The organism is uncultured Desulfobulbus sp. (assembly GCF_963662935.2).
In the GTDB taxonomy this organism is placed as follows: domain Bacteria; phylum Desulfobacterota; class Desulfobulbia; order Desulfobulbales; family Desulfobulbaceae; genus Desulfobulbus.
In genome coordinates, this window is record NZ_CAXXTL010000001.1 from 1,004,078 (window position 1) to 1,028,435 (window position 24,358).

At 53.5% G+C, this 24,358-nt stretch carries 23 protein-coding genes and 1 pseudogene; 13 read left to right on the plus strand and 11 right to left on the minus strand.

Annotation, left to right across the window (positions count from 1 at the left end):
- The first annotated feature begins 1 nt into the window (after nt 1).
- The 6 genes from ACHZCX_RS04370 (at nt 2) to ACHZCX_RS04395 (ending at nt 5,204) form a co-directional block, all read left to right on the plus strand.
- Nucleotides 2–337 carry a hypothetical protein gene (locus ACHZCX_RS04370; protein WP_319586006.1) on the plus strand — a complete coding sequence of 112 codons (336 nt, stop codon included), beginning with the start codon at nt 2–4 and terminating at the stop codon, nt 335–337.
- 2 nt (nt 338–339) lie between these two features.
- Nucleotides 340–1,209 (plus strand): zonular occludens toxin domain-containing protein, encoded by an 870-nt coding sequence (locus tag ACHZCX_RS04375; protein WP_319586007.1) that lies wholly within the window; start codon nt 340–342, stop codon nt 1,207–1,209.
- The gene (locus ACHZCX_RS04380) at nt 1,206–1,826 is read left to right on the plus strand and encodes a hypothetical protein (protein WP_319586008.1); all 621 of its coding nucleotides are present in this window, start codon (nt 1,206–1,208) and stop codon (nt 1,824–1,826) included. Before ACHZCX_RS04375 ends, ACHZCX_RS04380 begins: the two co-directional genes overlap by 4 nt.
- A 794-nt stretch (nt 1,827–2,620) precedes the next feature.
- Nucleotides 2,621–4,075, plus strand: coding sequence for a hypothetical protein (locus ACHZCX_RS04385; RefSeq protein WP_319586009.1), 1,455 nt, complete (start codon nt 2,621–2,623; stop codon nt 4,073–4,075).
- A 189-nt stretch (nt 4,076–4,264) separates the two neighbouring features.
- The gene (locus ACHZCX_RS04390; RefSeq protein WP_319586010.1) at nt 4,265–4,393 is read left to right on the plus strand and encodes a hypothetical protein; all 129 of its coding nucleotides are present in this window, start codon (nt 4,265–4,267) and stop codon (nt 4,391–4,393) included.
- 175 nt (nt 4,394–4,568) lie between these two features.
- Nucleotides 4,569–5,204: a hypothetical protein gene (locus tag ACHZCX_RS04395; RefSeq protein WP_319586011.1), complete on the plus strand. Its 636-nt coding sequence runs from the start codon at nt 4,569–4,571 to the stop codon at nt 5,202–5,204.
- Here the strand turns inward: ACHZCX_RS04395 and ACHZCX_RS04400 are convergent.
- The 3 genes from ACHZCX_RS04400 to ACHZCX_RS04410 all read right to left on the minus strand — a co-directional run bounded on the left by ACHZCX_RS04400 (nt 5,149) and on the right by ACHZCX_RS04410 (nt 7,058).
- Nucleotides 5,149–6,090 carry an IS3 family transposase gene (locus tag ACHZCX_RS04400; RefSeq protein WP_319585587.1) on the minus strand — a complete coding sequence of 314 codons (942 nt, stop codon included), beginning with the start codon at nt 6,088–6,090 and terminating at the stop codon, nt 5,149–5,151. The two genes, ACHZCX_RS04395 and ACHZCX_RS04400, sit on opposite strands and share 56 nt — an antisense overlap.
- Before the next feature lie 74 nt (nt 6,091–6,164).
- Nucleotides 6,165–6,491 carry a transposase gene (locus tag ACHZCX_RS04405; protein ID WP_319585208.1) on the minus strand — a complete coding sequence of 109 codons (327 nt, stop codon included), beginning with the start codon at nt 6,489–6,491 and terminating at the stop codon, nt 6,165–6,167.
- A 9-nt stretch (nt 6,492–6,500) separates the two neighbouring features.
- Nucleotides 6,501–7,058: a tetratricopeptide repeat protein gene (locus tag ACHZCX_RS04410; RefSeq protein WP_319586012.1), complete on the minus strand. Its 558-nt coding sequence runs from the start codon at nt 7,056–7,058 to the stop codon at nt 6,501–6,503.
- Between the two features lie 169 nt (nt 7,059–7,227).
- On the opposite strand from ACHZCX_RS04410, the gene hrpB reads away from it, so the two are divergent.
- Complete coding sequence (gene hrpB / locus ACHZCX_RS04415; RefSeq protein ID WP_319586013.1) at nt 7,228–9,804, plus strand: ATP-dependent helicase HrpB; 2,577 nt, start codon at nt 7,228–7,230, stop codon at nt 9,802–9,804.
- Between the two features lie 263 nt (nt 9,805–10,067).
- Here the strand turns inward: hrpB and ACHZCX_RS04420 are convergent, their stop codons facing one another.
- The 3 genes and pseudogenes from ACHZCX_RS04420 to tnpA form a co-directional block, all read right to left on the minus strand.
- Complete coding sequence (locus tag ACHZCX_RS04420) at nt 10,068–10,259, minus strand: hypothetical protein (RefSeq protein WP_319586014.1); 192 nt, start codon at nt 10,257–10,259, stop codon at nt 10,068–10,070.
- Nucleotides 10,260–10,593: 334 nt separating this feature from the next.
- A pseudogene (locus ACHZCX_RS04425) lies at nt 10,594–10,806 on the minus strand (ISKra4 family transposase); the annotation flags it as partial.
- Nucleotides 10,807–11,082: 276 nt separating this feature from the next.
- Complete coding sequence (tnpA, locus tag ACHZCX_RS04430) at nt 11,083–11,514, minus strand: IS200/IS605 family transposase (protein ID WP_319586016.1); 432 nt, start codon at nt 11,512–11,514, stop codon at nt 11,083–11,085.
- Nucleotides 11,515–11,680: 166 nt separating this feature from the next.
- On the opposite strand from tnpA, the gene ACHZCX_RS04435 reads away from it, so the two are divergent.
- Both ACHZCX_RS04435 and ACHZCX_RS04440 read left to right on the plus strand, forming a co-directional pair.
- Nucleotides 11,681–11,875: a hypothetical protein gene (locus ACHZCX_RS04435; RefSeq protein ID WP_319586017.1), complete on the plus strand. Its 195-nt coding sequence runs from the start codon at nt 11,681–11,683 to the stop codon at nt 11,873–11,875.
- A 244-nt stretch (nt 11,876–12,119) separates the two neighbouring features.
- The gene (locus ACHZCX_RS04440) at nt 12,120–13,349 is read left to right on the plus strand and encodes an ISL3 family transposase (protein WP_319585207.1); all 1,230 of its coding nucleotides are present in this window, start codon (nt 12,120–12,122) and stop codon (nt 13,347–13,349) included.
- A 118-nt stretch (nt 13,350–13,467) separates the two neighbouring features.
- On the opposite strand, the gene ACHZCX_RS04445 is transcribed toward ACHZCX_RS04440, so the two are convergent.
- The 5 genes from ACHZCX_RS04445 to ACHZCX_RS04465 form a co-directional block, all read right to left on the minus strand.
- Nucleotides 13,468–14,667, minus strand: a complete 1,200-nt coding sequence (locus ACHZCX_RS04445; RefSeq protein ID WP_319586018.1) for a DEAD/DEAH box helicase — start codon at nt 14,665–14,667, stop codon at nt 13,468–13,470.
- A 517-nt stretch (nt 14,668–15,184) separates the two neighbouring features.
- A protein-coding gene (locus tag ACHZCX_RS04450; RefSeq protein ID WP_319585211.1) for an IS3 family transposase occupies nt 15,185–16,332 on the minus strand; the annotation gives its coding sequence in 2 pieces (ribosomal slippage) (nt 15,185–16,074 and nt 16,074–16,332; 1,149 coding nt in all).
- Between the two features lie 138 nt (nt 16,333–16,470).
- Complete coding sequence (locus ACHZCX_RS04455) at nt 16,471–17,112, minus strand: YchE family NAAT transporter (protein ID WP_319586019.1); 642 nt, start codon at nt 17,110–17,112, stop codon at nt 16,471–16,473.
- A gap of 24 nt (nt 17,113–17,136) precedes the next feature.
- Nucleotides 17,137–18,228 (minus strand): radical SAM protein, encoded by a 1,092-nt coding sequence (locus tag ACHZCX_RS04460; protein WP_319586020.1) that lies wholly within the window; start codon nt 18,226–18,228, stop codon nt 17,137–17,139.
- Nucleotides 18,229–18,242: 14 nt separating this feature from the next.
- Nucleotides 18,243–18,593 carry a metalloregulator ArsR/SmtB family transcription factor gene (locus ACHZCX_RS04465; RefSeq protein WP_319586021.1) on the minus strand — a complete coding sequence of 117 codons (351 nt, stop codon included), beginning with the start codon at nt 18,591–18,593 and terminating at the stop codon, nt 18,243–18,245.
- 115 nt (nt 18,594–18,708) lie between these two features.
- Between ACHZCX_RS04465 and ACHZCX_RS04470 the strand changes: the two genes are divergently transcribed.
- From ACHZCX_RS04470 to arsB, 4 genes are all read left to right on the plus strand, one after another.
- Nucleotides 18,709–19,011, plus strand: a complete 303-nt coding sequence (locus ACHZCX_RS04470; protein ID WP_319586022.1) for a cytochrome c3 family protein — start codon at nt 18,709–18,711, stop codon at nt 19,009–19,011.
- A 21-nt stretch (nt 19,012–19,032) separates the two neighbouring features.
- Nucleotides 19,033–19,794 (plus strand): 4Fe-4S dicluster domain-containing protein, encoded by a 762-nt coding sequence (locus ACHZCX_RS04475; protein WP_319586023.1) that lies wholly within the window; start codon nt 19,033–19,035, stop codon nt 19,792–19,794.
- Nucleotides 19,784–23,017, plus strand: a complete 3,234-nt coding sequence (locus ACHZCX_RS04480) for a molybdopterin-dependent oxidoreductase (RefSeq protein WP_319586024.1) — start codon at nt 19,784–19,786, stop codon at nt 23,015–23,017. Before ACHZCX_RS04475 ends, ACHZCX_RS04480 begins: the two co-directional genes overlap by 11 nt.
- Before the next feature lie 247 nt (nt 23,018–23,264).
- Complete coding sequence (gene arsB, locus ACHZCX_RS04485; RefSeq protein ID WP_394708762.1) at nt 23,265–24,353, plus strand: ACR3 family arsenite efflux transporter; 1,089 nt, start codon at nt 23,265–23,267, stop codon at nt 24,351–24,353.
- Nucleotides 24,354–24,358: the final 5 nt, after the last annotated feature.

Genomic DNA, 24,358 nt, shown 5'->3' on the forward strand with positions numbered 1-24,358 from the left:
TATGAGCGGATTCGGCGTCATTATCGGTTGGCTGCGGACGTTCTGGGGATGGGTGGAAACCGGGTTTCTCTGGATTCTCGATGGCTTCATCCTTCTGCTCCAGTTCGTGGTCTTTACCATCTTCGACGGGCTGCTCTCGGTGGTTGAAACCGCCCTGGCCGCCGTTGATCTCTCTTCGATCCTGTTCAACTACGCGGCCACCTGGTCCCATCTGCCGACGCAACTCATTTGGCTGATCAATGCCGTGGGGCTGCCTCAATGCTTTGCCATTCTTGGCGCTGCCTACCTGATCCGGTTGGCTCTTAATCTCATCCCGAGTTGGGCAACCAGGGTGTAACCATGATTATCGGATTTGCCGGAACTCCCGGCTCAGGCAAGACTTACGAAGCGGTGAAGAAAATCACCGATAACCTGCAATGGGGCCGAGTGGTCTATACCAACATCGACGGCATGTCCGATCCGGAATGTCTGGAGATGATCAAGAGCTATTGCGGCCTTTCTGATCTGGCCTTGCGCAAGCAGCTGCATTTTCTCGAAGAAAACCAGCTGGCTGATTTCTGGATGCACGTGCAGCCGGGATCGTTGATTGTGCTCGATGAAGTCCAGAAAGTATTTGGTTCCAGGGAATGGGCGAGCGCCAAGAACAACGCCTTTGCGTCCTGGGCCTCGACCCACCGGCACAACGGCTTTGATGTGGTGCTGATCTCGCAGGCGGTGGAACGGATTGATTCCGCCGTTCGGGCGCTGTTGGAATGGACCTATGTGTTCCGCAAGGTCAACTTCTTCGGCAGTGCGATTCAACGGAAATACCTCTGTTCCTCCTACGGCGGGGGAGACACCAACGGTTCTCCGCTCAAGAAGTCGGTGCGGACCTATAACGCCAAGGTTTTCCTTTGTTATAAATCTTACGTCGCCAGTGATGTCAAGGAACTGGGGATCATGCAGCACGTCAACGTGCTCAAGCATCCGGTGTTCTTTGCTATCCCCATAGTCCTTTTCTTCACCCTGTACATGCTCTTTGCCAAGTCCAGCCTCGGCACCGGCGATCTGTTCGGCTCCAAGCAGGCCATGGCCGCCTATGAGCAGCGCAAGGGCAAGCAACCTTCAAATACCTCGAAAACCCCCGCTGCTGGCCGGCTCGATTCGATCATGCCCATGGATCGCGGCGGCCAGGTCGTTTTCACCAACCGGAAAAAGGAGACTCCATGAAAGCCTTCCCCTCGTTTCTCTTCTTTGCCTCCATGCTCCTGGCTGGAGCATTGGTCTTTGGTCTGTCCGGCTGCTCTTCCGAACCGTTAAAAGAGCTTCGACCAGCGGCCAGTCAACCGGCAAAAAACGAAGCGGCCAAGCCTGCGGAAAATCCAGCGCCTCCGGTGGTCAAGAAAGACGGGCCGGTTTCGGTTGATTTTGACAGGGTGCCGCTCTCCGATGTGGTGCTGTTTGTCACCAACCAGACCGGCAAGGGGTTCATTCTCAACGGTGCCGGAGAAAAGACCGTTTCCTGGATCGAATACAACATCCCCCGCGAGAAGCTGTTCGACTCCTTTTCCCATGCGCTGAGCTCTGCCGATCTGGTGCTGAGATCTACCACCGACGAAAAGACCGTCTTCACCATCGAACGGGCCGAAGATCTCAAGGTTCCCTTCAAGCTGGATTTCGCCACTTCCAACCGGGGCACCTTCTTCCTCCTCGGCTCCACCATCTATCCTCAAGACTCCTTTCCTCATCAGGTCAAATACGATGGCGGCCATTGGTACGCACTGATCCCGAAGACCGTGGCTGACCAACTCAATGCTACAGATGGGAAACCCGGTGGCAAGATCTGAGACACGGCCGCGACGCGGCGGCCGGAAAGCCGCGCTGCAGTTGCCTGTTGTTCTGCAAAGCAGGAAAAAACCTGGTTCTGGAAAACGAAAAAAGGGGGAAGCGTGCCCTCAAGCTCAGCGGCCCTTTTTTCGTCGTCTTACACGCAACCAAGATGAGCACTAGGGCTTCTTCCGTACCGACTCGCCGGTTCGCGGCGAAACGCGCTCTTGATCTGTTCGCCGCAGGCGGAAATCAGGGGCGGCGCGTGCCGGTCAGAAGATCCATCGTTGTTTAATAGTTTCACCTAAAACCTGGCTTGTGACGTTGGACATGATTTTCAGCAGAGCGCTACAGGGGTGCACGTGCCTTTTCATCCATCTTGCAAGTGTGTCTGGTTTCTGTCGGCTGGTCTGATCTTCACATGAGGGGGCACCGCGCCGCCCCTCTAAAAAAGAAAACCCCTTTGCTGTGCCAAGGGGGAGTAGGCACAACAAAGGGGAAAGGAGACTCAATATGGAAAGAAGTCTTGCTTCAATAATAGGTCGGACAAAAAGGCTCTGCAAGGCTATTTCAGAAAAAACCCTTTGCCGTGCGGTGAGTACCTTCGCGACAAAGGGTTTTACTCGATCAATGGGAGAGGCATCTCATTGACGAGCTGCCTAATTGTTAGACATTTTGCTTAGTCGGTCAAGTAATTAAATCGCATTATCATCCTGATAATTAACGACTTTTCTCGAATTCGCTTCTGCGAGAAGGGTTTCAGGTCAAAACAATATCAATCAGCTTTTCATGTTCCAATGGAGAAATACTGCTCATGACTTCCCGTCGCTCCAACAGCTTTCTGTCTCAAAAACTCCGCAGCATCATCCAGGGTACCACATTCGATTTACCCATGCCTCCAGCTGAGCCTGATCCATTGACCGGCATTCCCTTTGCTGATCACCGGTACAATCACCGGTACCCGCTTCTTCTGCACAAGGACGCCCGGCGCATTCAGGTCCGCACTACCGAGGACTTGGCCGCCTGCCTCGATCCACAAGCCCGATTAACAAGTGGTTCGCCAGTAGTACAGACTGCCCCCTACCGGGTTTCTAGAGGTCTGGATTTTTTGAAAGTGTCTTTTTGGATTGAATGGAATCCACAGATAGCCAGCTTCCTCGGCATTCTCGACTTCATGAAAAAGCAGGTCCAGGAGACGGAAAAGGATTGTATCCCGGTGTTCAAGGAAAATGGTTTTGACTGGAACCTCTACCGGACCGGCACGGCCAAGTATAGTTTTAGGCTCAGGTCCGGCGATATCACCCTGATGTTCAACAAGCGCAAGTCAGATGGACAAATCCCCAACTGCCGCCTGGAAATCGGCTCGCTCTCCTGTTGGTCGCCGGGGTTTTATTCTATCTATGAAAGGGTGAAATCCTTCCTCGCCGGGTACGGCGCCAAGGTGATCAAGGAACGGGTTTCCGAAGTCCACCTGGCCGCCGACTTCATCGGCACCGACATCAAGGCCGTAGATCTGTGCAACCAGGATAAATGGATCATCAAGGCGCAATCGTTCAACCCGCATGACAAGATACCCCTCTATCATGAAGACCAAGAACCGGAACCCGAGGATCTGGACTTCAATCCCCACTATACCCACCGCAAATTCACCGGCGTGGACATGGGCAAGGGCGACATGATGCTTCGGGTTTACGACAAGGTAACCGAACTCAAACGCTCAAGAGCAACCCACAAACAGCAAATCTTTTCCGAGATATGGGGCTTCAAGCAGTTCGATGAGCAGGCCGTCACCCGTGTTGAATACCAGGTCCGCCGCCCCAAGCTCCGAGAGTTCGCAATTTCCGAAGAAGAACGCATCGACACCGTGTCCGATCTGGTGAAGGCCCTCCGCTCTCTTTGGGGCTACCTCACCACCGAATGGACCCGCCATACCGAAAACCCGGTCAACCGGAACCACAACCAATCGAAATCGAAAGTCTCCGAGTTCTGGCAGAAGGTCCAGGCCGTGGTTTGGTCCGGCATGTTCGGCTACGTCCGAACGCATCCTGTCAAGCATCGGGATGTCGTTCAGCTTCGCCGCCAGGCCCGAGGCTGTTTGATGTCGGTCTGTGCCTCCCTCGAAGTCGAGCCCGACGATATCGATAAGATCGTCTATCTCTGCAAGGATCTCATCGAAGAAGATCTTCACCAACTCTTTGAGGATGAACAAGCCTTCAAGGAACGAATGATCACCAAGCGCAACGAGTTCAGGGCAACTTTAGCAGGATAGGCGCAAGAAAAAAAAAATCCCCTATCTGCGGCTGGAGCAGATAGGGGTGCAATCAGGAAAGAGCAACCCTCAAGGGAGGTGCCACATTGAAGGATACAATGACTTTAAAAATTTTCAAGCACAATTTTGACAGACCCTTCATTTAAGATCTTGAAAACCGGTATTTTTAAGACACCCCGGCGCGGATTGATGGGTGATAAACCCCTCGGCGCTCAATACATGCAGGACGTGAACGAACGCGCCCGGCGCTTGAAAGCGGCCTGCCGGGAGCAGGACCAGCCCACCGACAAACGGCAACAACGCTTGCCCGGCTTCTAACTTGACCAAATTCCTATGAATCCAATTATTGAGCAAGAACTTGGGAAATCAATGACGGTGGATGAAGTTTCGAAATATCTCGATTTGAACCCTGTGACTATTCGCAGATATTACCAATCATTGGGAGGGATTAAGGTTGGAAAATGTTACAGATTTTTTGAGAAGAGGCTGATTAATGCCGTACTACGACAAGAACCGCGGACAATGGATAGGCCAACTTCGCCGGGACGGCAGGAAATTCAAAAAACAGTTTCAAACCAAAGCCCAGGCGAAAAAATGGGAAATCGATTTTCAGGCATCAATCAACTTGGAACAACCCGAACAGATACCCACAATATCCTTGTTTGACTTTGCATCGAGATATCTTGATTATGCAAAAAGTAAATATGTCTCCAAAACCTACAAAGAAAAACAGAGCGCATTTAGATCTCTTTTTCGCACATTTTTACCTGAAAAGTCTGTTGCAGAATTGACTAAAGCTGAGGTCTGGGCACATTTCACCGCGCTTGCTGAAAATCGAAGCGGAAACGCTGTGAATAAAGATCGAAAAAATCTTGTTGCTGGCTGGCGCTGGGCTCAATCTTATATTGAATGTTTTCCCGGCGTGAATCCTTTCGCGGTTGAAAGATTCCCAGAAAAGCGACACCCTCGATACGTTCCTATAATTGAGAATTTTTGGAAGGTGTACCAGCAGGCAGAAAGCGTGCAGGATCGCACAATGCTTCTTTTGTTCCGCCTCAGTTGGAAATGGACATTCAAGCTGTTTGCATTAAGGGGTTATGGGGAGCCGTATTATCTCCCCTTGGGGTGATTGGCCCGTAGGCACGAAGTCGTTTTTTCTTTCTCAGTTCCCGGGCTTTTTCCAGTTTCCGGTCTCGCTCTTTGAATATTTCCTGGTCTCTGCCGTTCAATTTGTCCATCGGCGCGATATATCCGATGGCGCTGTGCAACCTGACGTTGTTGTAGTGATGGATAAACCCTTCAACCATTCTTCGGGCATCGTCAAGGGAAAGCGGGACACCGGGACGAATACATTCCCCCTTGATGGTTGCGTGGAACCGTTCCAATTTGCCGTTGGACTGCGGATAATATGGCGATGTCCGCACATGCGTCATTCCCGAGATACGGATGAATTCTTTGAAATCCTTGGCAATAAATTGTGGCCCGTTATCTGAAATGATCCTTGGCCGGGCTTCGGGAAAGTGCTCCTTGGCGCGTTGCAGGATGATCTCCACATCCATTTCCGTCATCTGTTCCCTGATCTCCCAGTGGACAATGAAACGACTGCATCCATCGAGAATGCTGCACAAATAATAAAATGTGCCGCAGATGTTGATATAAGAAATGTCCACATGCCAATGGTCATGGGGCCTGAGCGGTTGCACAAAGCCGGTGCCCTTGAGGCTTTTCTTCCGGTTCCATTTCTGCAGCAACCCTGCCTGGCCTAGAACTCGCCAGGTGCTGCTGGGGCTGACGGCAACGATGTCCTGATCCAGTAGCATAAACGTCAACCGCCGATACCCCTCAAGGGAATTGTTGACAGCAAAATTGACGATCGCTGCCCGTTCCCAAGGTTCAAGCCAGAAATCCCGGGGGATCAGCCCATTATGTTCGTTGGCCTTGCCGTACCGCTTGATCCATGCATAAAACTTGCTCCTGGAAACGGCCAGCCAAGCGATGATCTCTTGCAGGGCCACTTCAGCTTTCTTGCTCCAATGCTTGCTGAAATCAACAACGGTATCACGTGTATCATGAGGAACCCAGCTACCATTCAGAGCTCCCCAAGTTCTTTTTTTAACTGGATATGCTCCTCCAGTAACTCGGAAAGAACCTCGTGTTTCCGACGTAATTTATCTTCAAGCTGATGGATTCGTTGTTCTTGTACCTTCTTGGAGTCTTTGTTTTCTAGGGCAAAAGCAGCAGCTCCCTTTTCGAAAAACTGCTTTTGCCAACCGTAGAATGTATTCGGCTGCAGTTGGTATTCATCGCAGAGATCCGATACCGTTTCCCGGCCAACCAGGTGGCGCTTGAGGATGATTACCTTCTCTTCAGGGCTGTAGTTGTGACGTTTCTTTCGCATGGACTTTCCTCCGTTCATAATGGTTTATCATGAACAGCTCAAAAGTCCTATTCCCGTTGAACCAAGACACAACACCGCCTGATCAACCTCACCGGCACGATGGAACAGATAGGCCAGATTGTTGGCCGCCGCCAGATAGTCAGGGTCCATGGCCAGGACGCGCTGGTAGCAGGCGATGGCCTGTTCGTCGTCGTGCAGATCGCGGTAGCAGCCGCCGAGATTATAGTGGCAGTCGGTTTGGTCCGGATCGGTGGTCAAAATCCGCTGGTAGGTGGCAATGGCCGCAGCCTGGTCGCCGGTTTTTTTCTGGCAGAGGGCGAGGTTGAAGAGGGTATCAGCATCCTCGGGCCCGTTGCTTGCAGACAGGGTAAATTGCTGCAGAGCTTTGACAAAGTCGCCAAGGTCAAAATAAACCAGCCCGATATTGTAATGAAGAAGGGCTGATTCGGGTAGATAACCGAGCAGCACCAGATACTGCTCCCGGGCCTCTTCCAGGCGGCCCTCGGTTTGCGCGGCACAGGCGAGCGCAAAAGCGTGGCGCAGATCATCGGCAGATAAACTCTGATGGGTGGTGGGGTTTGCCATTCCGGTCCAGGGCGCAGGGGGTATTGAGGGGGCCGGACTGGAGAACAAACAACCTGCCGGAGGGATGGAGAGAGCATACTCCTTTTCCAGAAATACCTGTTAAAAAAATGACTGCCTCTGTTTTTGCCGCACCCAGCTGGTCCCTGGGCAATGGTCGTTCAGTCCATTGGTGATCGACCCCCTGGGTGGTCAACACCTTAATTCTCCTTATTTTATCGAACCCGTGCAGCTGCCGCAACTCCCCATCCAGACGATCATCCCCGCGCTCAACAAGGCGCTGGCCGCAGGTTCGGCGGTGCTGGCCGCTCCTCCCGGTTCGGGCAAGACCACCATTGTGCCTCTGGCGCTCCTAAACGAGTCCTGGCTGACCGGCAAAAAAATCCTCATCCTGGAACCCCGGCGCCTGGCGGCCAGGGCCGCCGCCGCCCGGATGGCATCGCTTCTGGGGGAAAACGTCGGCCAGACGGTGGGCTATCAGATTCGGTTCGACCGCCGAATTTCCTCGTCCACCCGCATCGAGGTGTTGACCGAGGGGATTTTGACCCGGCGGCTGCAAACCGATGCCAATCTGGCGGATGTTGGCCTGATCATCTTTGACGAGTTCCACGAACGCTCCATCCACGCCGACCTTGCCTTGGCCCTTTGCCTTGATCTCTGCCAACTCAAGGAGGATCTGCACCTGCTGGTGATGTCGGCCACTCTCGACGCCGCCCCCCTGGCCAAACTCCTGGGGAACGCGCCGATCATTAACGGCGAAGGCCGGCCTCACGAGGTCCGGATCGACTACCTGGAACGGGAGGCAAGGGGCCGGATCGGGGCGATCGCCGCACGGGGCATCGGCCGGATGCTTCAAAAACACCAGGGCGATATCCTTGCCTTTCTCCCCGGCGCAGGCGAAATTAGGGAAGTACACAATCTGCTGCGCGACGATCCCGCCTGCCGTGACCTGGTGATTGCGCCCCTGTTCGGGGATCTTGCGCAAAAAGAACAGGACCGGGCCATCCTCCCGGATCCGCAGGGGCGGCGACGCATCATCTTGGCTACCTCGATTGCCGAAACCAGCCTGACCATCGAAGGTGTCAGCTGCGTTGTTGACAGCGGCTGGTCGCGGCTGCCCTCTTTTGACCCCGGCAACGGACTGGGCAAGCTGACCACAGTCCAGGTTTCCAAGGCAGCAGCCAATCAACGGGCTGGTCGGGCCGGGCGGCTCGGGCCCGGATTTTGCCTGCGTCTCTGGACCCTGGGGGAACACCACAGCCTGCCCCCCTTCCATCCCCCTGAGATTTTCAACGTCGACCTGGCGGGACTCGCCCTAGAACTGGCCCTTTGGGGCATCACCGACCCCGTCGAACTACGCTGGCTCGACCCGCCTCGATCTGGTTCGTATCAGCAGGCGCGTGAACTCTTGCAGGCCTTGGATGCTCTCGATGCGACCGGGCGGATCACTGCCACCGGCAGGCAACTGGCCGTCCTGCCCTTGCACCCACGCCTCGGCCACATGCTGCTCAAGGCGCAAACCATGGGTCAGGCGGCCTTGGCCTGCGATCTCGCCGCGATCCTGTCCGAACGCGATCTGCTTCGTCGCAACGGTCCCACAACCACCGCCGACCTGGGCATACGGTTGCAACTGCTTGAACTGTGGCGGCATCAAGGCGATGCCCATCTCAGCCAGGAAGGCGGCGATCCCGTGCTCTGCCACCGGATTGATCAGGCCGCCCGCCAATGGCGAAAACTCCTCGGTTGCGGCGAAGAGACCCGAGATGTCGCCACCGTCGGTTCCCTGCTGGTTGCCGCCTATCCCGACCGCATTGCCCGCAGGCGACCCGGCCAGCGGGAACGCTACCAGCTGGCCTCGGGACGCGGGGCCAGCCTCGCACCGGCCGATCTGCTTTCAGCCAGCGAATATCTGGTCGTGCCCCATCTCGATGCCGGTCAGCGGGAAGGGCGCATTTTCCTGGCCGAATCCCTGGATATTGATGCACTGCGGCGCCATCATAACCATTTGCTGACCACGAGCGAGCATGTCTTTTGGGATGAGGGGTCCACCAAGGTGGTTGCGGTACGACGAATCTGTTTAGGGGAAATTGTGGTTGCGGAAAACACGCTGACCAAGGTTGATCCCGAAGCTGGCCGCGATGCTTTGCTGACCGGAATCCGGCGAATGGGGATCGCCTGTCTGCCGTGGAACCGTGAAGCGCGTCAGTTTCAGGCCCGCATTCATTGCCTGCGTACCTGGCAGCCGGCGGCGGACTGGCCGGATGTCCGGGATGAGACACTGGAAAAAGACCTGACCTGGCTGGAGCCCTATCTGGGCGGCATCACCAAGGCCGAGCAATTGAGCAGAATCAACCTGATCGAGATCTTCAACAGCAAGCTGAGCTGGGAGCAACAGCAACGAATGTCGCGGGAGGTGCCGGTTGCCTTGACCGTCCCCAGCGGTTCGAAAATCAAGCTTGAATATCGAATCGACGAACCGCCGCTGCTGGCGGTCCGCATCCAGGAGATGTTTGGCCTGGACGGGACGCCGACGATCTGTGGCGGCAAGGTAAAACTGCTGCTCCACCTCCTTTCACCGGCCCGACGCCCCATCCAGGTGACTTCCGACCTGGCGGGATTTTGGCTGCGCGGCTACCCGGAGGTTAAAAAGGAACTCAAGGGCCGGTACCCAAAACATTATTGGCCGGACAACCCCTTACTGGCCGAACCCACCAGGGGCGTGAAACATACCCCGCGCCCTGACAGATGAATCCCTGGAGCCTAACCTTTTGGACAGCAGGAGGACCAGCAAGGAACACTTTCGTTTTTCCTGACCGGGGTCCTTCCCATTCTCGAGGGGGTGCAACCGGTTGACCAGTTCACGCTGGAGTGGCTTTCTCAAAATTCTCCGGCTTGCCAAACACCCTTTTTCTTTCGCGACCACCTGCAAGTACATCTCCACAGGCCTCACTCATAGCTATCATAGCAGAGCATTTTTATGCTCGCGGATGAGCTTTTGTTCGTAAAAAACCGTCACCCAACCGTTTTTTGCGTGAGGGCGGGATCAAGCTCCAGGGACTGCAGCAGATAGTCCGAACTTAGCCACTGCCGGTAGCTTGCAAAACGCGGGTCGGTTTCGATCAGGTAGTGACTGGCCGGGTTGGATTGCACCACAAACAGGCTGCTGTTCGGGAGAGTGATGGTGATCCCGACGCTGCGCACCACTATGGCCGGCCATCCCAACTTCTGTGACAAAAGAGGGTGACAAAAGTTACAGATACTGTCCCCGGAATTCCCAGATACTGTCCCCGGAATCCCCCAACCTATGCGCCCACTGGGCTTACTTCGCACAGATGGGAGCGGCATTGGATTCAACTTTCTTTTTGTTGCCATTGTTGTCAACTTGTTCAATTGAGAGGTAGCAAAAAGTTTCCTTGCGCCCTTTCCAGTCACTTTCCTTGCTGGGGAGCATCCGACAGTTATGCACATCATTTTATCCTTTTGATCGTAACATCTCTATACTGCATCCGTTTTCGGTTAACGGCCACATGCATCTCAAAAACATCGTCGAATTTTCATTGTATTTGGCGCAGCGCAGTTTGAGAATGTTATTGGCGTTGTCAATCTTCCACCAGGCGTCCGAACGTTTCAGCCGCACATGGCAGATAAATTTATTGGCACTCTCAATAGCTCCGCTGCCCAGAGGATAACCGCCCCGACGCAAATTGCCGTAATCAATGCGCGCTTTGTTGCCCTTGAGATATCCGACGAGTTTGGTGCGTGCTTTTTGCACCTTAGCCTGCTCCACCCATTCTCTGGCTTGGGTATTTTGGCCGAATTGGATGTGGGCAAAGTCATGAAGGTGCTGGGCGCAATGGAAATAATCGAGCACCTGTCGGCAATCCGGGAAGGCTGACTGCACCGTATCCCAGATCCAGCCGGCTCCGTCCCCAGTCAGTGACCACCGGCAAAGCCGGTGGCTTGAAAGATTGTGAACCGCTCAAAGCGGTATATTCAACAGATTCTCTGACCACCATTCGGTGGTCGACTATCTGAATAGTTGCAGTTGCTCGACACGATGGTCTTCTTGTTCTTGCTCGCGGATATAAGCCCGCATAACCTCTTCATCGGCACCGACAGTTGAAACAAAATAGCCCCGTGCCCAAAAACTCATGCCGCTATAGTTCTTCCGTTGGCCAAGATAGGTCCGCGCTATATGGATCGCGCTTTTTCCTTTCATATAGCCAACCACCTGCGATACCGCATATTTCGGCGGTATCGAAATCAGCATGTGCACATGATCGGATTGCAAATGCCCTTCCAGCACCCGGCTCTCCTTCTGCCGGGCAAGGTCATGGAACACCTCTCCAAGATTCTTGCGGAGTTGACCGTAAAGCATTTTCCGACGGCATTTCGGTATCCACACTACATGGAACTTGCAATCCCATTTCGTGTGGCTTAAACATTGTACGTTGTTCATGAAGCCTCCTTTCTCGTGACTTTGAGCGGTCCACGTTGAGAGGAGGCTTCTTTATTATGCTGGAACCGTCAAACTTTTGTTGTCCCCCGGCAAAGCCGGGAGTTTACCTAACGGAAATTAAACAAAGGCGAACTTTGTCCAAGGGGATGAGCCCTTGCTCTTTGATATGCTGCAGGTAGGAGGCAAACTCGGCTTTGTCGCTGATCTGATGCCAACTGAAAATATGTACAATTTGTTTATTATCAAGAAGATGGCAGCGTCCGTGACCTCTTTCCAGCAGTTGGCAACTCCCTTTTCCTCGGTTCGAATGGGAGCCATGGCGCCGTCGGCGGCAAAGACAAAAATAGGTTTTCTGTATTGATTGGCCGAAATCTGCTCGACAATCGCCCTGGCCTCATCCGACGAAGGAATGATCTCGACCTGTTTCCACACGGGAAGCGACCTCGTCCGCGTGATTATGGACGGTGTCGGGTGAGATGCCGAATCGATAAATCTCGGGTTCCCCGCACGAAACGGTGCGTAAAACAGCTTAACAAATTTAAAAGCATGAGTTCTTTTAGGTAGATAAAGGCCGGCCAGCCAATAATCTATCTACAGAGGAACTCATGCTTGTTGAACAGATAATCAAACAGACGGTTGATTTGCAAGGTTTTCGAGTACATACGGTCACCAAAGACTCCGATGGAATAATCGCTGAAATTCGTCCTGATGCCCGCCACAGGGTGCGATGCGGGTCATGCGGACATCCTGCCGTCTACCGGGATCGGCGAGAGGTGCGATTCTTTCGCCACGTGCCTCTGTGGAATATACCTGTCTGGGTCAAATATGTACCTCGTCGGGTGTCTTGTTCTCGATGTGGAGGCGTCCGCACGGAGAAACTTCCCTGGGTGACGGGCAAGCAACGCTTTACTCTTGCCTACAGTTGCTACCTGGCCAAGTGGGCCGAGATGCTGCCCTGGTACTCTGTCGCCAAACTGTTCAGTTGTGCCTGGGGTACGGTTGCCACAGCAGTCAAAAGCGTAGTGAAATATGGCATGGAGCATCGCGATCTCAGCGGCATTACGCATATTGGTATTGATGAGATTTCGCGGAAAAAAGGTCATGTCTACCTCACCAATGTGTACGATCTCCGCTCAAAAACCTTGATCTGGAGCGGGGTTGAAAGAACCAAAGATACCTTGCGCAGCTTTTTCAACTACCTCGGGCCAGAGCGGACAAACAAACTCCAGGGCATCTGTTGCGATATGTGGAAGCCCTATGTCGAGGTGATCAAGGAATGTGCTCCGCAGGCAACTCTTGTTTTTGATAAATTTCATATCGTTCGCCACCTGATGGAAGCGGTTGATCAAGTCCGGCGAGATGAGATCCGAGAAAAAGGAAAGGAACACAAGGAGCTCATGAAGGACAGCCGGTATATCTGGCTTAAGAATCCTTGGAACCTTACGCCGAAGCAAAGGATCAGACTCAGCAGCCTTGAGCATATGAATCTGAAGATCAACAGGGCCTATCTCCTCAAAGAGCGCTTTCGAGATTTATGGTCCTATAAGACAAAAACCTGGGCCAGGAAGCACTTGAAGCAGTGGTTTTGGTGGGCAACGCATTCTCGCCTGGAACCCTTACGCGAGTTTGCCTGGATGGTCCGACGCCATGAAGAAAACATCCTGACCTGGTTCCACATGCCCATCAGCAACGGCACTGTCGAAGGGCTCAACAATAAAGCCAAAGTCGTCAGCCACAAGGCCTATGGGTTCAGAACAGCTGACCTCTTTATCTGCAACCTCTACCACTGTATGGGCAACTTACCGGCCATACCGCTCATGCACCGTTTCATGTGAGGAACCATACTCCCTGTTTCCATATGTGAGCCTGTGAGAAATATTGATTATGTTTCTAGTAAATCTGTGTTCGATAATACTCACCTGACGGTTTTTGACACTCGGCCAGAATTGGTGCTTACACCTGCTTCGCCTTTTTGGGTCGCTTCGGTCGCGCCTTCATCAACCGAGTTAACGGCACGTTTTGTTTTGGAATAAACCCAGCCACAACTTCCCGTACCAGCTGTTGATGGATAAGCGTTTCGATTGCTGAGAGCAGGTTGACCTCGTCGGCACTGACGAGAGAAATCGCCACCCCCTCCAGACCAGCCCGACCAGTGCGGCCGATACGATGAATATAGTCTTCCGCGACTTTCGGCAGATCAAGATTGATAACATGAGAAAGTTCGCTGATATCGATGCCGCGCGAGGCGATATCCGTGGCAACCAAGATACGGATGGTCTTTGCCTTAAAGGCGGCCAGAGCATGGGCACGGATGCCCTGGCTTTTATCGCCATGAATCGCCAAGGCTGAAATTCCGTTGTTAGCAAGTATTCGAACCAACCGGTCGGCATTGATTCGGGTGCGGATGAATACCAATACCTGCTGCCAGTCATTATGGCGCAGTAACTGACAAAGTAAATCCGGCTTTTTGCCTTTGTCCACCTCATAGATCCACTGTTTCACGCTGATGGCCGCGGAGTTTGGCGGGTCAACTTCTATATGAACCGGTCGCTTCAGCAGTTTTTCAGCAAGTGTACAGATGGCATTTGGAAACGTTGCAGAAAAGAGCAAGCCCTGCCGTCTTTTGGGCAAGAGGCCAAGGATCTTGCTAATATCGTCCATAAATCCCAAATCGAGCATCCGGTCTGCTTCATCGAGCACCAGCGTCTCCACCTGCAGGAACTTCACAGCGTTCTGCTGGAAAAGATCAAGCAAGCGCCCCGGCGTTGCCACCAAGATATCGACTCCGCTACGCAACCTCATCATCTGCGGATTGATCTTTACACCGCCGTAAACGACGCCCTTCTTAAGTGGCAGATATTTGCCGTAAGCGGCAATGGACTCGGCAACCTGCACCGCAAGCTCGCGGGTTGGTACCAGCACTAAGGCGCGGATGTGGTTAGGCTTTACTCTAGAGCCGTTGGCGAGACGTTGCAGCAGTGGCAAGGAAAAAGCGGCAGTTTTTCCCGTTCCCGTCTGGGCCACGGCAATGACATCCCTGCCAGAGCCAATTGCTGGAATCGCCTGCAGTTGTACCGGAGTAGGAGTGGTATACGACAACTCATCAAGAGCACGAAGGAGTGGCTCGGAAAGGTCGAGTAAAGAGAAGGACATGACAAATTAAAAAACAGGAGTAAAATTCTGCGGAACGGAACAGGGCTCTGCACATCCAGACAGAAAAATTTTTTTGCTGTGCCCGACTATACCAAGCCAGGCGGCAGACTCAATGTATATCGGAAAAGGTGCGGCAGCAGGCACAGCCGGACTACATCAAAAGGCTTACAATTGAGTCGCAACCAAAGAATACCCGAAGGGGTGGTGAAGATGTTCCTCAGAATTGCAACTTTCCATCCTATCCCTTCGATATCGTATATTATTTCATAACATTGTGTTAGGATAGTTATTTTCGCCTCTACTCGATTTACGGTAGGGGCGTGTTCCTCTGCCCCGAATAATGGTACCTCCTCTATGTTCCACTGGATCCGTGACCATCATCGCGCTGAGGTGCGAGAACGACCATTTCCCACCGCGTGGGAGGTCTTTCTGCGCGCGAACGTGAGGTGGTCGGGGTTTGTGAGACATCCTGAGGTGTGAAATAAGCAATGTTGCTTTTATTATACAGTTACAGGCCTCAGGCTGCCTTGCTCAATTGTTCGATTCGTTTTGAATAAGCCTCATTTGGAGTCTGCTTGTCAAGTGACGAATGTTTTCTTTTCTCATTATACCAGCCGAACCAGGAAGTCAGATCCTTGACAAGCTCAGTTCCCGTTTCGTATGACTTCAGGTAGATCCTTTCGTATTTCAGGGTGCGCCAAAGTCGCTCGATAAAGATATTGTCCTTGAATCGTCCTTTGCCGTCCATGCTGATTTTGACGTTCCAGGCCTTGAGGACTGAGGTGAACGCTTCGCTGGTGAATTGGCACCCCTGATCAGTATTGAATATCTCAGGAGCGCCATATTTAAAGAGAGCCTCTTTCAAAGCCTCAACGCAAAATCTGGTGTCCAGAGTGTTGGATAGTCGCCAGGCGAGAACCTTTCTGGTGGCCCAATCCATGATCGCGATCAGGTACATGAAACCCCGAGCCATAGGGATGTAGGTGATGTCAGTCGCCCACACCTGATCGGGCCTGTCAATGGTCACTCCCCGGAGCAGATAGGGATAGACCGGATGCTTCGGCTGTCGCCTGCTGGTGCCCGGCTTGGGAGCTAAAGACTCGATGCCCATGACCCGCATTAAGCGACGGACACGACCTCTTCCCACCACGAGTTCGGGAGTTGTGAGGTGATCAGCAAAGGAACGGCTCCCCATCCAGGGGTGCTCAATATAGAGTTTGTCTATCCGGGCCATCAGTTCCAAATCACCAACACGTAGACCGAAGCCAAGGCCGCGGTAATAGTTGGAACGAGGCAGTCCGAAAAGCTGGCAGCAACGCTGAACAGAAACTTCAGGATGTCCCATAGCGATCACCTGTTGTTTCTGCGCCCGGCCAAGTTCAGACCGGGCAGATTGGCTAAAAAATCGTTCTCAACCTTGAGCTTGCCGATCTGACGGTGGAGCTCGGCCACTTCGGCCTCATGGTTGACTTCTTTCTTCTTGCCCTTGCCAAAAAGCTCAGAAGCGTTCTTGGTCAGATCCTGCTTCCAGCGGGTGATCTGGGTCGGGTGAACCCGGTACTCAGTAGCCAGTTCAGCCAGAGTCTTGGACTCCGACAGTGCGGCCAGGGCTACTGTGGCCTTAAATTCTGCGCTGTGACGTGGACGATGAGGTGGGTTTGACATTGAACTTCTCCTTGCAAAATAGGTTGGTTCATTGCTTATACACCTGTCTCAATAATCGGCACCTCTTCACTTCGACCGGTGCAGGCAAACCATAGTCGCAGAATGGTTCAATCAATCTCTCTTTATCTCACATTTGGTTTAGCCGCCAAGAACAGGAAAAAGCTGCTTTAGACCATTAGCAATGAACTCCACCCCCATAGCGGCCATGATTAAGCCCATGAGCCGGGTCACAATGTTGATGCCTGTCTTGCCAAGCAATCGGGTAATAGTGGGGGCTAGTCGGAACAAAAATGCGGTCAGGCAGGCCAGAAGCACAATAACGCCGAACATATAAACATAGTGTGCAACAGATGTATAGCGCTGGGCGTAGAGAATAACGGTACTGATCGCTCCAGGGCCAGCCAGGAGAGGAGTGCCAAGGGGCACAACGGCCACGCTATCACGCTCGGCTGAGTCAAGCTCTTCTTCTTTCGTTTGTTTGACATTGCTCATTTTGGCATTCAGCATGGATATAGCCATGAGTAATATCAAGATACCACCACCAACCCGGAAAGAGCCCACAGATATCCCAAAAAATCGCAGGATGGCCTCCCCACTGAATAACACAACAAGGAGAATTATCCCCATGGAGATGGAAGCCATGGATCCATTTTTGTTGCGGATCACCTTATCCTGATTGGATGTAAGGTTAATGAAGATCGGGATGGTCCCAACTGGATTGACAATAGCCAGCAAGGCAACAAAGAATTTGAAGTATTCGCTAATACTCCCGGTGTCCATATGTGCGCCTGTGAGAATTTTTGATTATGCTTCTAGCAAATCTGTGTTCGATAATACTGAGATTTTTGTGCAAAGTTGACAGATAGCGGGAGGACGGCCGGATTGATGAGCTGAGCGAAAGGATGAATAGTGTTTTGAATGCCAGATTTTTGCAAAAGGCAGAGCTTCTACGTTGCCAAACAAGACGGGACGATAAGGCCGTTCAATCGGATTGGCACCCTGTGGAAGCTCGGTGATCGGCAAATTAACGAAGACACATGGTGAAACATTGCCCGTTACACCGACAAAGGCGGCGCGCTGAATGTTTTCAGTGCACAGCTGCGGTTTGGCGATTGCCAGAAGCGATTCGTTTTCAAAGTGCGGCTGATCTACATTCTGTTGTTTATGGAGCTCTGGGAACCGGAAGTGGATTGATAGGCCGGCAGCACGTCCAGTTGCCACTACATTCTCCAATTGCTGGCGTATGCCTTCCTTCTCTTGCTCTGTTTCAGGTAAAAGAGCCTCGATCGTTAACGATGGGCTGCCTACTGTATCCAAGGTGCTGATGACCACTTGGGAAATCCCCCGATCTCTGAGCAAATCTGGCAACCGGTGAATATTCCTTAAGCCGGATTTGAGCAACATGTAGGCGATATGAACGGTTGGCCGTTCGGTGCCGGTTCGTTGTTTTATCCGATCAATTGTTTCAATGACTGATAATACTTTGCTCAGGCGAGTCCCTCGACGAACTTGATCGTTCTCCGCTCCGACTCCTGCCAAAGAAAAACCGATTATATCGAAATGTTGCTCCACGAGCTGCTCGCACTGTTGTTCATTGAGCAGCATCCCATTGGTGGTGGTCCCTACTTGACAGCCGGCACTCTTGGCAAGGCGGGCAAAGTGAAAGAATTTGGGGTGCGTGAAAGGATCTCCCCAGCCCTGCAAATGCACCAGACGCGTTTTTCGGAAAACCGGGAGTAAACGGCGGAACAGCTCCTCATCCATGTGGTGATTGAGCCACTGGATCTTGTAAAGAGTACGGGGACAATAAAAACAGGCTGCCGTGCAGTGAGTACTGATCTCCACCTGGAGCCAATCCAGTTGAGGGGAAAAAGAGAACGGCCAATACCAAGCCATTACGATTCTCCCCCCTATCTGCACACAGCTGTGTCTTTGTTCCGCAGATACGTTTCGAGGCGTTGCTTGTCAGCGCGACAGACGGAACTCTCCGCAAGCTGGTTGATAATAAGAACCAACTGGGCTTGGAGAAATCCATCCATCTCTTTTTTTAGGGAATAGTACATCCAGATGCCTCCTCGACGGTCTTGCACCCAACCGGTGCGTTTCAGATAGGCAAGGTGACGGGAGACCGTGGATTGCGGCATGTCCAGCGCGTGCATGAGGTCACAAACACAGTGTTCGTTGCCTCCTCGAAGGAGAACGAGCAGGCGGAGCCTAGTTTCTTCGGCCAGCGATTTGTATATTTCAGTGGTTGTTTGCATGTGTTGAGAATACCGCAGCTAAAATAGACCGTCAATGTTTCTCACTACCACCTTGTAACAATCCGCCTATCCGGCTATATTTATCTGGTCGATTAACCTTTTCAAGGAGGTGACCATGAAGTTGGCTCTAGCTGCGGTACTTGTTTTGCTGTCCGGAAGCGTCGCCTTGGCTGTGGTCGGTGGCGGTGACATTATCTTAAACAACAAAGGAGGAGAAACGGTCTTTAGCCACGAAACCCATGTGGAGGGTGCCGGTCTTAAATGTCAGGGCTGCCACGCGAAGCTGTACACCAATGCCAAGCAGCATAAGGCGGCGACCATGAAGGCCATGGAACAGGGTAAATCCTGCGGCGCCTGCCATAACGGTAAGATCGCGTTCAGCGTCAAGGAAAACTGCGAGAGTTGCCATAAGAAATAAGCCCATCAGAGGAGGTAGGGAATGCAGAACGAAGATATTCTGGTTGTGATGCAGAAAGATCTCGAACGGGCATTGGCGAAGCCCGAGAAGAATCGCCGATGGGCCATGCTGATAGACCTGCGCAAATGCGTCGGCTGCCACGCCTGCACCGTCGGTTGCGTTTCCGAGAACAAGCTGCCGCCCAAGATGTACTACCGCCCGGTCCACGAGTATGAACAGGGCAAATATCCCAAGGTCTCCCGAACTTTCCTCCCCCGTCCTTGCATGCAGTGCGACAAGCCGCCCTGTGTGGCCGCTTGTCCGGTTAAAGGCAAGGAAGGCGCCACCTGGAAGGAGGCTGCCGGCCTTAATGCCGGAGTCGTCATGATCAATTACGAGCAATGCATTGGCTGCGGTGCCTGTGTTCCGGCTTGCCCCTATGATGCCCGGACCATGGATGAGGGCCATTTCCATGGCGAAGGTACTCCGGCCAACCAGAAATACGAGACCATGGCCAGCTATGAATACGGCAAACAGTGGCCACGCTCCGGCAAAAATCTGCCGGTGGGCACTGCCCGTAAATGCCATTTCTGCGTCCATCGGCTCGCTGCTGGGCAATTGCCCACCTGCATCACCACCTGCATCGGCAGGTCCGGCTACTTCGGTGATGAAAATGATCCCCAGAGCCTGATCGCCCAGGTGAAAAAGACTAACAAGATCCAGGTGCTCAAGCCGGGCAAGAAAACGGAGCCGCGAGTGTATTACGTTGCTACTGAAAAGCTGGAGGTGCTCTATGGTAAATAAAAAACAACCCATCGTTTCCCGCCGCGATTTCCTCAAAACATCGGCCTTGGCCGGTTGCGGCGCCATCGTGGCCACCCATTTTGATTTTGCCCGCGATCTCATTGCCCGGGTCGAGGCCGGCGAGTTGACCCAGGCCGAGGCCTACGAGCTGCTGAAAGCAGAAAACACCTTGTATTCCGTCTGCCTCAACTGCAACACCGGCTGCGGCATCAAGGTCAAAATCTTGGACGGCGTCGCGGTCAAGATTGACGGCAATCCGTATAACCCCTTCAATTTGCATCCCCATCTAGAGATGAAGGATGCTCCCACTAATGCCGTCATGGTCGACGCCGGTCTCTGCCCCAAGGGACAGGCCGGGCATCAAGGCGCCTATGATCCCTACCGGGTGACCAAGGTGCTGAAACGGGTCGGCAAGCGGGGAGAGAATAAATGGACCACCATCCCCTTTAATCAAGCCATTGAGGAGATTGTGGGCGGCGGCAAGCTGTTTGCGAATGTGCCTGGAGAGGAAGCCCGCCAGGTCACCGGCCTCAAGGAGTTGTACGCCCTGACTGACAGCAAGGCCTTCGAGGAGATGGGCAAGGATGCTGCTGCCCTGCGCAAGAAAAAACCGGAAGAGCGTCAGGCGACCATCGAGGAGTTCAAGGTCAAACATGCCGCCAACCTGGCTGCGCTGATCGATCCCGACCACCCCGACTTCGGACCGAAGAACAACCAGTTTGTCTACTTCTGGGGGCGAAAGAAGGCTGGCCGCTCTAATTTTGCGAGCGCCTTCACCGGCGCCTTCGGCACCGCCAACACCCACGGCCACACCACGGTTTGCCAGGGTTCGCTCTACTTTGCCTGCAAGGCGATGAGCGAACAGTACGTGGGCAACAATTTCAAGGACGGCCAGAAGTTCTACTGGCAAGCGGATCAGGAGAATAGCGACTACATCCTCTTTGTCGGCGCCAACCTCTTTGACGGCAACTACGGCCCCACCAACCGCGCCATGCGCATGACCCAGCGGATGGCGGATGGCAAACTGAAGATGACCGTGCTCGATCCCCGGTTTACCAAGCTGGCCTCCAAGGCCCAGCGCTGGGTGCCGGTGCTGCCGGGTACCGATGCCGCCTTTGCCATGGGCATGACCCGCTGGATCCTGGAAAACAAGAAGTATGATGCCAATTTTCTGGCCTGCTGCAACAAGGCTGCCGCCGCCGCGATCAAGGAACTGACCTGGAGCAACGGTCCTTGGCTGGTCAAGGTGGATAAGGACGGCAAGCCCGGCAAGTTCCTCCGCGCCCAGGAGATCGGTTTGAAAGCAGCGGAGAAGCGCACCGACAAAGACGGCAAGGAGTTCGATTTTGAATACCTGGTCGCCATCAAGGACGGCAAGCCGGTCGCCTTTGATCCCAACGATGAAAAAGAGGCGGTGACCGGCGAACTGTTCGTCGAGACCGTGCTCAAGGATGCCGAGGGCAAGGATGTGCCCGTCAAGAGTGGTCTGCAGGTGATGCTGGAAACAGCCAAGGAAAAAACCATTGCCGAATATGCCGCCCTCTGCGGCACCGACGCCGCCACCATCGAGGCGGTGGCCAAGGAGTTCACCAGCTATGGCAAGAAGGCCTGTGTTGATGTCCATCGCGGCCCGGCTCAGCACACCAACGGTTTTTATAACATCGCCTCTTTGATGAATCTCAACCTGTTGATCGGCAACTTCGACTGGAAGGGCGGGATGATCGCTGCCTCTGTTTTCAATATCGATGGCTCCGGCACCGATAACCAGCCGTTCAATTTCAAAAAGATCGGCCCCAAAGGTTTGAAGCCCTTCGGCACCTCGATCATCCGTCATGACATCAAGTACGAGGAGTCCACCCTGTTCAAGGGCAAGGAATCCTATCCGGCCAAACGCAACTGGTGGCCGATTTCCTCGGATGTCTACGAGGAGATTCTGCCCTCGATTGCCGATGGCTATCCCTACCAGGCCAAGGTGGTCTTTTCTTACATGGGAGCGCCCACATACTCCCTGCCAGCGGGGCATACCCAGATCAAAGCCCTGCTCGATTTGGAAAAGCTGCCGCTCTATATTGCCAGTGATATCGTTATCGGGCCGACCTCGATGTATGCAGACTACATCATTCCCGACCTCCACTATCTGGAACGCTGGGAATTTCAAGGATCCCACCCCAACATGCCGGTCCGCATCCAACCGGTGCGCCAGCCGGTGATCGCCTCGCCCAACGAGGTGGTGACGGTGTTCGGTAAGGAACAGCCGCTCTCCTACGAGACCTTCTGGCTCGCCCTGGCGGAAAAGCTCGGCTTCAAGGGATTTGGCACGAACGGCTTCGGCGAGGGCCAGGATTTCACCCGGCCGGATGATTTCTACATCCGCATGGTGGCCAACATCGCCTTGGACCGCAAGGAACCGGTGGCTGACGCGAGCCAGGAGGAGATCGATCTGTTCCTCAAGTCACGCCGTCATCTGCCCAAGAACGTCTTTGATGCCGAACGCTGGCAGAAGATCGCCGGAGCTGCCTGGCCCAAGGTGGTCACCGTGCTCAATCGGGGGGGGCGTTTTGACAGCCAGGGTGCCACCTACAAGGATGAGCAGGTGGCCAACAAGTACGGCAAGCAGATCAATCTTTACCAGGAGAAAACAGCCGGCTGCAAGGATGCATTTACCGGCAAATCCTACTACGGTCTGGCCCGTTATGTGCCGGTGGCCGACACCCTGGGCAACGAACCAACCAAGCTCAGTGAAGGTTTTCCGCTCCATCTCATTACCCAACGGGATATCCGCCATACCAAGGCGCGGACGATCACACATCCCTATCTCACCGACCTCATGCCGGAGAACGGCATCATTCTCCACACCAGCGATGCCAAGAAGCTGGGAGTCAAGACCGGAGATCAGGTGAAGGTGGTGTCGGCCACCAACCCCGAGGGCGTTTGGGATCTGGGCAACGGCAATAAAAAGCCGATGATCGGCAAGGTTCAGGTCACGGAAACCATCCGTCCTGGAGTGGTCACCTTTACCCTCGGTCATGGCCATTGGGATTCGGGGGCCGTGGATGTCACCATTGATGGTAAACTGGTCAAGGGGGATAAGAAGCGGGCGGGCGGCGTCCATGCCAATGCCGCCATGTGGATCGATCCCCACCTGAAGAACACCTGCATGATCGACAAAGTCGGTGGCAGCGTCTCGTTCTATGACACCAAGGTGAAGCTGGTCAAAGTGTAAGGTTCCACCCTTTCAACCACAGAAAAATGGGCTGCCTTCGGGCGGCCCGTTTTTTTTGCGTCAGTCCAAATATTCATCAGGCTGTAACCCGGATGGGTTTATTACCGTTTCGGGGTTGACGCATCCGCCCTGGCGGATTAACTCTATGACCATAGCTCACAACAAATGGGGACACCGTGTCGTCGATTGGATCGACCATTCGTCTCTTGATTTCTTCCTGAACAATCAATGCTTCGAAGGATTTGTCATGAGTCAGCATCCCAAACAACTTGGTTTTCTCGACCGGTTTCTCACCCTCTGGATTTTTCTCGCTATGTTCATCGGGGTCATGCTTGGGTACACTATTCCCGGTGTGCAGGGCGTAATCAATGCCTTCCAGGTGGGTACTACCAATATCCCCATTGCCATTGGACTGATTATGATGATGTATCCGCCCTTGGCCAAGGTCAAATACGAGCAGTTGGGGCAGGTGTTCCGCAACGGCAAGGTCCTGTTTCTTTCTCTGATGCAGAACTGGGTGATTGGGCCGATGCTGATGTTTCTACTGGCCATCACCTTTCTCTCCGGGCAGCAGCATTACATGGTTGGACTCATCCTCATTGGCCTGGCCCGCTGTATTGCCATGGTCATCGTCTGGAATGATCTGGCCGACGGTGACACCGAATACTGTGCGGGCCTGGTGGCCTTCAACTCGATCTTCCAGGTGCTGTTCTTCTCTCTCTACGCCTGGATCTTCATCACCGTCATCCCCGGCTGGTTCGGTCTAGCTGGGGCGGTGGTCGATGTCTCCATCGGGGATATTGCCCAGTCGGTATTCATCTACCTGGGGATCCCCTTTATCGCTGGCATACTGAGCCGATTGATCGGTATCAAAATGAAGGGCAAGGACTGGTATGAAACGGTGTTTATCCCCCGGATCAGCCCGCTGACCCTTATTTTCCTGCTCTTCACCATCCTGGTAATGTTCTCGCTCAAAGGTGAGTATATCGTCCAGTTGCCCCTGGATGTGATGCGCATTGCCCTGCCCCTGACCATTTATTTCCTGATGATGTTCGCGGTCTCCTTCTATCTCTCCATGCGTGCCGGGGCGACCTACGAACAGACCGTCACTTTGAGTTTCACCGCCGCCTCCAACAACTTTGAGTTGGCTATCGCCGTTGCCATCGCCGTGTTCGGCATCAACTCAGGTGAGGCCTTTGCCGCAGTCATCGGCCCTCTGGTCGAGGTGCCGGTACTAATAGCGCTAGTCAATGTAGCCCTGCGCCTGAAGAACAGGTATTTTCCCTTTGAACAACGGACCCTGAACGGAGTCTGCCATGTCCGAACCAAGCCATAAAGATG

What these genes read in the sequence shown, in the direction of transcription:
- ACHZCX_RS04370 (WP_319586006.1), top strand. Translation starts at nt 2, where the DNA reads ATGAGCGGATTCGGCGTCATTATCGGTTGGCTGCGGACGTTCTGGGGA.
- ACHZCX_RS04375 (WP_319586007.1), top strand. Translation starts at nt 340, where the DNA reads ATGATTATCGGATTTGCCGGAACTCCCGGCTCAGGCAAGACTTACGAA.
- ACHZCX_RS04380 (WP_319586008.1), top strand. Translation starts at nt 1,206, where the DNA reads ATGAAAGCCTTCCCCTCGTTTCTCTTCTTTGCCTCCATGCTCCTGGCT.
- ACHZCX_RS04385 (WP_319586009.1), top strand. Translation starts at nt 2,621, where the DNA reads ATGACTTCCCGTCGCTCCAACAGCTTTCTGTCTCAAAAACTCCGCAGC.
- ACHZCX_RS04390 (WP_319586010.1), top strand. Translation starts at nt 4,265, where the DNA reads ATGGGTGATAAACCCCTCGGCGCTCAATACATGCAGGACGTGAACGAA.
- ACHZCX_RS04395 (WP_319586011.1), top strand. Translation starts at nt 4,569, where the DNA reads ATGCCGTACTACGACAAGAACCGCGGACAATGGATAGGCCAACTTCGC.
- ACHZCX_RS04405 (WP_319585208.1), bottom strand. Translation starts at nt 6,491, where the DNA reads ATGAACGGAGGAAAGTCCATGCGAAAGAAACGTCACAACTACAGCCCT.
- ACHZCX_RS04410 (WP_319586012.1), bottom strand. Translation starts at nt 7,058, where the DNA reads ATGGCAAACCCCACCACCCATCAGAGTTTATCTGCCGATGATCTGCGC.
- tnpA (WP_319586016.1), bottom strand. Translation starts at nt 11,514, where the DNA reads ATGAACAACGTACAATGTTTAAGCCACACGAAATGGGATTGCAAGTTC.
- ACHZCX_RS04435 (WP_319586017.1), top strand. Translation starts at nt 11,681, where the DNA reads ATGCTGCAGGTAGGAGGCAAACTCGGCTTTGTCGCTGATCTGATGCCA.
- ACHZCX_RS04440 (WP_319585207.1), top strand. Translation starts at nt 12,120, where the DNA reads ATGCTTGTTGAACAGATAATCAAACAGACGGTTGATTTGCAAGGTTTT.
- ACHZCX_RS04445 (WP_319586018.1), bottom strand. Translation starts at nt 14,667, where the DNA reads ATGTCCTTCTCTTTACTCGACCTTTCCGAGCCACTCCTTCGTGCTCTT.
- ACHZCX_RS04455 (WP_319586019.1), bottom strand. Translation starts at nt 17,112, where the DNA reads ATGGACACCGGGAGTATTAGCGAATACTTCAAATTCTTTGTTGCCTTG.
- ACHZCX_RS04460 (WP_319586020.1), bottom strand. Translation starts at nt 18,228, where the DNA reads ATGGCTTGGTATTGGCCGTTCTCTTTTTCCCCTCAACTGGATTGGCTC.
- ACHZCX_RS04465 (WP_319586021.1), bottom strand. Translation starts at nt 18,593, where the DNA reads ATGCAAACAACCACTGAAATATACAAATCGCTGGCCGAAGAAACTAGG.
- ACHZCX_RS04470 (WP_319586022.1), top strand. Translation starts at nt 18,709, where the DNA reads ATGAAGTTGGCTCTAGCTGCGGTACTTGTTTTGCTGTCCGGAAGCGTC.
- ACHZCX_RS04475 (WP_319586023.1), top strand. Translation starts at nt 19,033, where the DNA reads ATGCAGAACGAAGATATTCTGGTTGTGATGCAGAAAGATCTCGAACGG.
- ACHZCX_RS04480 (WP_319586024.1), top strand. Translation starts at nt 19,784, where the DNA reads ATGGTAAATAAAAAACAACCCATCGTTTCCCGCCGCGATTTCCTCAAA.
- arsB (WP_394708762.1), top strand. Translation starts at nt 23,265, where the DNA reads ATGAGTCAGCATCCCAAACAACTTGGTTTTCTCGACCGGTTTCTCACC.